The following is a 300-nucleotide window of genomic DNA, read 5'->3' as shown; positions in this document are numbered from 1 at the left end:
CCTTTATTCTTCTCATACTGCTCTGCAAAGTTAGGGATTTGACCAACGGTATGAAGTTCCCAAACATCATTGACCAGAAAGTAATTATCCTCACCCTTATACGTTTTGACATTCCCATCGTCCAATATTTCTTTTGCCTCGTAAGAGGAAAGGGTAGAGGTGATTACGTCCCAATACTCATTCTGTGGTAAAACATTGTTTGCTGTGTATTTATTCAATATCCTGACTCCTTATCTATTAATCTTGGTGAACATCCAAAATGGAAAGGAACCCCCTATAAAATAGAGTCCTCCTTTCCAT

The 300-nt window shown here is 38.3% G+C and carries 1 pseudogene; it reads right to left on the bottom strand.

Going from position 1 to position 300, the window contains the following annotated elements:
• Positions 1-218 (bottom strand): annotated as a pseudogene (locus tag ACSG5Z_RS30695) (tyrosine-type recombinase/integrase); the annotation flags it as partial.
• Positions 219-300: the final 82 nt, after the last annotated feature.

It is taken from the genome of Bacillus pretiosus, from assembly GCF_051294775.1.
GTDB classification, from domain to species: Bacteria; Bacillota; Bacilli; order Bacillales; family Bacillaceae_G; genus Bacillus_A; species Bacillus_A wiedmannii.
This window is presented reverse-complemented; position numbering and strand designations above follow the sequence as displayed.